This is a genomic window from Burkholderia sp. 3C (assembly GCF_054589155.1).
Window position 1 is genome coordinate 87,187 of the sequence record NZ_BAAILN010000084.1, and the last position, 7,974, is coordinate 95,160.

Consider the following 7,974-nt stretch of genomic DNA (forward strand, 5'->3'; position numbering starts at 1 on the left):
GCCGGTGCCGACGGCGGCTGGCTCGACGTCACCCCGCCCGCCGTGCTCGCCATCGGCAGGCCCGGCGGCAGCACGGCCGAGGCCGACTCCGACGGCGACCGGCTCGACGATGCACCGCCCGCCCCGCCCGGCATCGTCAGGCCCGGCGACAACATGGCCGCCACGCGCCCGGCATGGCGGGTCGCGAAATGGCCGGCCAGTTCGCCCAGCGTCCGGTATTCGAAGAACAGCGTCTTGGACAGCGTGCCGAAATCCGCTTCGAGGCGATCGGTCAGCCGCGTGATCATCAACGAATCGATACCGTAGGCTTCGAGCGGCTCGTCGGCATGCACCAGGTGCGCGGCGATGCCGGTTTCCTCCACCACACACCGCGCCAGATAGGCGCTCGCCACCGCGCGCAGCGCCGCCGCATCCGTTGCGTCGGCGCCGGCCGCCACCGGGGCGGCGGCTCGCGATTCGCCTTGATGGCCCGCAGCTTGCCCAGACGGCGGCCGCTCGATCGAGCGCACCGAGAAGGCATGCAGACGCACGCAGACGACGCCCGCCTCGTCGGCCAGATCGATATCCATCTTGCGCACCGCCCCCGAGCCGGGCAGTTCGCGCACATGCACCCACATCCGCGAACGGGTCGACGCGATCACATCGAGTCGTTCGAGCGCGAACGGCAGCATCGCGGCGCCGCGTCCGGCCGGCGCGGGCAGGCCGATACACGCCTGCAACGCGGCGTCGAGCAGGCTCGGATGCAGCACGTAGCCACCCGCTTCGGCCTCGGCGGGCAGCACCAGCCGCGCCAGCACTTCACCCTGGCCACGCCAGATCCCGTCGATGGCCCGGAATGCCGGGCCGTATTCGAGGCCCAGCGCCGCGAACTCGCGATACAGCGTCGCCACGTCGAGCGCGTCACGGCAACGCGTGCGCAACGCATCAAGCGCGAGCGGCGCCGGCGCGGCATCGAGATACGGGCCGACTTCGCCCTGCGCATGCGCCACCTCGTCGCCCGCGCCGGTACGGCTGAACAGGCGGAACCGGTCGCGCTGCCCGGCGCGATCGGCCGGCCCCGGGCCGTCGAACGCGACCCGCGCCAGCACCGGCTGCTCGCCGGCCACCAGCGCCCGCGACCACACCACGCCATGCAGCGAGCATGCCACCGCCGCCTGCGGCTGGCGCGAGGCGTAGGCGGCCCGCGCCAGTTCGAGCGTCATCGCGCCCGGCAGCACACGCTGGCCGTTCACGCGGTGATCGCGCAGATAGAACCCCGCCGGGTCCAGCGCGATGCGCGCCGGATCGAACGGGCGAGCCGAGGGCATCGCGGCGCTCGACGCCGCAGACAATGCGTGACGATAGACATCGCGAGCGAACGCGTAGGTCGGCAGATGCATCCGCCGCCACGGGCCGCGCGGCAGCAAGTCCGCCGCATCGGCGAGCCCTCGGACCCAGCGTTGCGCGGCGGAAGCCGTGGAATCGGCCAGTGCCGAATCAGTTGCGCGTCCGGCCGACCGCCCCGGCGCCAGTTCGCCGGTTTCGACGTGCTCGCCGCGCCCGTCGAGAAAATCAAGCAAGTGCAGGCGCAAGGCATCGAGCGATTCCACTTCGAGCGCGAGCCGGCAGCGCATCGGCTCGCGGCCCACGGCCAGCGTATAGGCGAGATCGCCCAGTTCGGCGGGCTGCACACGGCCCTGCGCGATCGCCTCCACCAGACGCGAGGCCTGCTCGCGCAAGCGCTGCGGATCGCGCGCCGACAGCACCACCAGCAGCGGCCCGGCGGGCAGATCGGCGGCGGCGCGCGGTGCGCGCGCGGCAGGTTCCTCGACGATCACATGCGCGTTCACGCCGCCAAAGCCGAAGCTGCTGACGCCGGCGCGGCGCGGCAGCGCCTGCCCCGACCGGTCGAGCGGCGCCGGCCAGCGCCGGTTTTCCCGCACGATGTAGAACGGGCTGCCGTCGAGTTCGACATACGGGTTCTGCGGCGTGCTGTGCAGGCTGGCCACCAGCGTCCGATGCCGCATCTGCAGCAGCACCTTGACGATGCCGGCCATCCCGGCCGCCAGTTCCAGATGCCCGATGTTCGACTTCACCGCGCCGAGCCCGCAGTGGGGCTCGGCCGTCGGCGGCATGTCGCGGAAGGCCGCCTTCAGCGCATTGATCTCGACCGGATCGCCGAGCGCCGTGCCGGTGCCGTGCGTTTCGATATAGCCGACCGTGGCGGGATCGACGCCGGCCGCGTGGTAGGCACGCCGCAGCAATTCGGTCTGCGCCGCCGTATTGGGCGCGGTCAGCGAGTTGGCGCGACCGCCGTGATTGATCGCGCTGCCGCGAATCACGCCGTAGATCGCGTCGCCGTCGCGTTCGGCGTCGGCCAGGCGGCGCAGCACCAGCACCGCCACGCCCTCGCCGCGCACATAGCCGTTCGCGTCGGCGGAGAAGGTCTTGCAGCGGCCATCCGGCGACAGCATGCCGGCCTTGGCGAAGTTCACGTGCGCATCGGGCGTGACGATGGTGTTGACGCCGCCCACCACCGCCATTTCGCAATCGCCCGCGCGCATCGCCTGCAACGCGCGATGAATCGCCACCAGCGAACTGGAGCAGGCGGTTTCGACCGGCTCGCTCGGGCCGTGCCAGTCGAGCAGATAGCTGACGCGGTTGGGTCCGACCGAGGGCACCGAGCCGGTGGCGGTGTAGCTGTTGGCGCCCTGCTCGCCGGCGGCTTCGCGATACCCGCTGGCCGAGGTCGCGACGAACAAGCCGACCGAACGGCCGGCGAACTCGCGCGGCGCGTGTCCCGAATCCTCCAGCGCCTGCCAGACGTGTTGCAGCAGCAAGCGCTGCTGCGGATCGAGCCCTTGCGCCTCCAGCGGCGAGATGCCGAAGAACAGCGGATCGAATTCGAACAGGCCGTTGATGAAACCGCCCCAGCGGATGTTGGTGCGGTTCGGCTCGCGCTTCGGATCGCCGTCCAGCTCGCGCCAGTTCCAGCGGTCGGCCGGAATCTCGTCGATGCAGTCGCGGCCGTCGAGCAGGTTTTGCCAGAATGCGTCGGCGTCGGCCGCTTGCGGGAAGCGGCAACTGAGGCCGACGATCGCGATCGGCTCGGGCGCGGCAGGCGTGTCGGCGCGCGAACGCGCGTCGGCGGCCGGCGCGGCGATAGCGGCGGCGGCGTCCGAGGCGGGCCAAGGTTCGGGCGGCGCGCTCACGCTGGCCGTGCTTGCGCGCGCGGCCGAAGCTGCCATTGATGGCGCGGTGTTCGATGCTGGCGCGGCGCTCAATGCCGGCGCGGTGCTTGATGCTGGCGCGATGCCTGATGCCGGCGCGGCGCTTGATGCCGGTGCGGCGCTTGATGCCGACGCGGTGCTCAATGCCGGCGCTGCGCTCGATGCCGGTGCGGTGCTCGATGCCGGTGCTGCGCTCAATGCCGCCACGGTGCTCGATGCCTGCACGGCACTCGCTGCCGACACAGCCACGGCCCGTTCGCCGATATGACGCGCGAGCTTCTCCAGCGTCGCGAATTCGAAGAAATCGGCCGGCGTCAGCGCGAGATCGAGCGCTTGGTTGACCGCCGACGCGAAGCTCGTCATCGAGATCGAATCGAACCCGTACTCGCCCAGCTCGACATCGGTTTCCAGCGTCGTGGCGTCGACTTCGAGCACACGCGCCGCGATGCCCACCAGGGCGTCGAGCGTGCGCGGGCCAGTCGACCGAAGCGCCGGATCGGCGCCGGCAGGCCGTTCCGACGAACGGCTATCGTGCGAGCGGTCCGCAGGCGGCTCGGTGCCGCGCGGCGCGCGCGTAGCGAGCCCCTGCATGCGTGCCAGCACGCGCCCCTGCTCGTCGCACAGATCGATATCGTGCGCTTGCGTGTCGGCATCGCGCCGCACCACGGCCCACATGCGCGGTTCGCACGGCGCATGGATCGTCAGCGTCTTCAGCGCGTACGGCAGCGCCAGCACCGCCGCACCGTGCCGATCGAGGCCGAGCATCGCCTGCAACGCCCCGTCGGCCAGCGCCGGATGCAGCACGAAGCCGCCGGGCCAGCCATCCTGCCGCGCGTCGGCCTCGAGCTCCGCCGGCCATTCGAGTCGCGCCAGCACTAGGCCGTCGCCCGCATGCAGCGCCCGCAGCGTGCGATGCGCCGGGCCGTAGGCCAGGCCCAGCTCCGCAAACCGCCGGTAGCAGGCCTCGACATCGAGCGTCTCGGGCGTCAGCGCGCGCAGCTTCGACAGATCGTGTACCGGCGCACGCGCCACTTCGTCACGCAGCGCCGCAATGCGGCCGGTGCTGAAAATCTGCGCGCTTGCGCCTGCGTCCGCGCCATCGGCAATCTCGTAGGCATACGAACCATCGGCGGCTCGCTCCAGCGTCAGCGTCAACAGCATCGATGACGACGCCTGCACCGCCGGCCGCAGCCAGGTGTGCTGCGTGAGTTCGGCGCCGGGCGCGCAGCCGGTCACGCGCGCATGGGCTTCGCGCACGAACTCGAGATGCGCCATGCCCGGCAACACGCCTCGGCCCTGCACCTGGTGATCGCGCAGGAAAAACGCCCGACCATCAAGCCGCATCGTGTAGCGGTGGCGCGGCGCGGCGCTGACCTCCTCGTCCAGCGAAAGCTGTCCTGGCGTCGTGCGCGGCACGTCGGCCGCCACCGAGGCAAGCTCGTGCGCCCCCGCACCGGACGGTGCGGCCGTCACCCAATACCGCGCCAGATTGAACGGATAACCCGGCAAGGCGATACGACGCGGTGCAGGCCCTTCGTGCAGTTCGCGCCAGGCCACCGGCAAGCCGCGCGCCCACATCTTCAGCAGGCTGTCATGCTTGCCGCGCACGGCCAGCGATGCCAGCGAACGACGCACCTCGTCGTCCGCATCGAGGATCGCGAGCGTGTCGCGATGCGGCTTGACGCGCGCCACATGCAGGCCATCCTCGTCGCGGCCGGCGCAGAAGGCGTCGAGCCGCCGCGCCAGCTCATCGAGCGACGCCGCCGCGAACGCGAGCCGGTGCTCCATCGGCGAACGCCCGACCTGCAGCGTGTAGGCGATGTCGTCCAGCGACGCGCCGTGGGCCGGATGCGCGGGCCGATCGCGCTGCGCCAGCCAGTCGCGCAGTTGCGCGGCCACCTTGACGAGCGTCTCGGCGCTGGCCGCCGACAGCACGATCAGCGCGGGTCGGCCGGTGCGCGGCGCAGCTTGCTGCACCGCCGGCGGCGCGACGTACTCCTCGAGCACCACGTGGGCATTGCTGCCGCCGAAGCCGAAGCTGCTCACGCCCGCGCGGCGCGGCAACTCGCGGCCCTGCGCATCGAGCGGACGCGCCCAGGCGCGCGTGTCGCGCACCACCTCGAAGCGGCTGCCGCCGAGCTTCAGATACGGGTTCAACTCGTCGCAATGCAGGCTCTTGACCAGCGTGCCGTGCCGGAACTGCAACAGCACCTTCAGCACGCCGGCGATGCCGGCCGCGAGTTCGAGGTGACCGATGTTCGATTTCACCGAGCCGAGGCCGCAAGGCATCGCCGGCAGTTCGCCGTATTCGGCCTGCGCCTCGCGCGACAGCGCGGCGAACGCGGCGGTCAGCGCCTCGACCTCGATCGGATCGCCGAGCGCGGTGCCCGTGCCATGCGCCTCGATATAGCCGACGGTGCGCGGATCGAAACCGGCGCGGCCGTAAACAGTCCGCAACAGCGCCGCCTGCGCCTTCGGGTTGGGCGCCGTGAGCGAGCTGGCGTGACCGCCGTGGTTCTCGGCGCTGGCGCGGATCACCGCGAGGATGCGATCGCCGTCGCGCTCGGCGTCGGCGAGCCTCTTCAGGAAGATCAGGCCGGCCCCTTCGCCTCGGGCATAGCCGTTGGCCTGCGCCGAGAAGGTCTTGCTGCGCCCGTCCGGCGCGAGCATGCCGGCGCGGCTGAACCCGACGAAGGAATCGGCATGCAGCAGCAGGTTGATGCCGCCGGCCAGCGCCGTATCGCAATCGCCGCGCCGCATCGATTCGAGCGCGCGATGGATCGCCACCAGCGAGCTGGAGCAGGCCGTCTCCACGGCCAGGCTCGGGCCGTGCACGTCGAGAAAGAAACTGATCCGGTTCGGCCCGAGCGACGGCGCCAGCCCGGTCATCGAATAGCCTTCGAGCGTCGTGCCCGACTGCGCGACCAGGCGGCCATAGCCGGTGTCGGCCGTGCCGACGAACACGCCGAGCCGGCTGCCGGCCACGCTGCCCGGCGCATAGCCCGCGTCCTCGATGGCTCGCCAGGCCTGCAGCAGCAGGATGCGCTGCTGCGGGTCCATCATGCGGGCTTCCGGGATCGAGATGCCGAAGAAGGCCGGGTCGAAATCGCCCGCGCCTTCGATGAAGCCGCCCCACTTCACCCGGGTGCGGCCCGGCTCGGTGGCGGCGTCGCCCCAATAGTCGCGCCAGTCCCAGCGCTCGGCGGGAATCTCGCCGATGCTGTCGCGGCCATTGAGCAGGTTGTCCCAGAACGCATCGAGGTCCGGTGCGCCGGGCAGGATGCCGCTCATGCCGATCACGGCCACCGCATCGTCCTGGGCGGGCGCGTGGTCGCGACCGCGCGGCGCGGGCGCTGCGGCGTGCTCACGCACGGAGGCGGGTGCGGCAAGCGGCGCGGCGGATTCCGCCGCTGCTATCGCCACCGCCACGGGCGCGGGCGCGGCATCCGGTTCAACCGGCGACGCCACCGGCACGGTCGGGGCCACCCCCAGCCGCTCCGCCATCGCCGCGCCGTGCTCGCTCACGCAATAGCTGGCGAGTTCGTCGAGCGTCGGATATTCGAAAAACAGTGTCGGCGTGGCGTCGAGATCGAAACGCTCGTTCAGGGCGTTGGCGAATTGCGTGAAGCTGATCGAATCGAAACCGTATTCGCTCAGTTCCGTGTCGGTGGACAGATCCTCGAGCGGCACCTTCAGTTGCTGCGCCACCGCGCGCATCAGCGCGGCCAGCACGCTTTGGCGCAACTCGCCGGTGTCGATTGCGGCGGCCGACGTGCCGTGCGCCTGCGCGGCTGTGCCGGATGCAGACGTAGATACAGGCGCGGATGCGGATGCAGGAACAGACGCTGATCCGGATACGGATACGGACGCCGACGCAAAACGCGGCAACGCCGGCGCGGCCAGAATCCGCTCGCGCAAGCGCGCCGGATCGCCGGTCAGCACCAGCACCTGCGGCGCATCGCCGGCCACGATCGCCGCCAGCGCGGCCAAGCCGGTGCGGGTCGAGAGCGGCACCAGCCCGGCGGTCTTCTTCATCAGCGTCAGCGTCGCGGCGTCGAGCTGCATGCCGCCGTCCTGCCAGAGCGGCCAGTCGATCGCGACCGTGCGGCCGTGACACCGGCCGGCATGCCGCCGGGCCTCGCGCACGGCGGCGAAATCGTCGAGGAACGCGTTGGCGGCGGCGTAGTCGGCCTGACCGGGATTGCCGAGCGCACCCGCGATCGAGGCGAACAGCACGAAAAAGTCGAGCGGCGCGGCACCGAGCGCGCGATCGAGATTGAGGACGCCGGCCACCTTGGGCGCCAGCACGCCGGCCACGCGGGCCGGCACTTTCTGCAGCAACGCGCCATCGTCGAGACGGCCCGCCGCATGCACCACGCCGTCGAGGCGGCCGAAGCGCCGCCGAACGCCGTCCACCAGTTGCAGGGCCGCGTGCGCATCGCCGACATCGGCAGCCTCGCAGATCACGCGGCCGCCTCGGTCGCGCGCCTGCGCATCGAGTCGAGCCAATGCCTCGGCATGACGCCCGGCCTGCCCCGAACGCGAGGCCAGCACGACCGTCGCGCCCTGCGCGCCGTGCACGATCGCTTCGGCCAGATGGCGGCCGAGGCCGCCGGTGCCGCCCGTCACCAGGTAAACGCCACCGGCGCGCCACGGCGCGGCCGGGGCCACGGCCGGGTCGAGGCGTGCGCCGTCGCGCCAGTAGCGCGCCTCCAGCGCCCCTGCCGCTCCAGTCACCGCACGCAGCACCGACAGGCGCGGCCGG

At 71.6% G+C, this 7,974-nt stretch carries 1 protein-coding gene; it reads right to left on the minus strand.

Annotated elements, in window-relative coordinates; genetic code table 11:
• Nucleotides 1-7,974 (minus strand): SDR family NAD(P)-dependent oxidoreductase (locus ACYP33_RS14730; RefSeq protein WP_459622654.1); only part of this gene is annotated, 7,974 nt, incomplete at both ends.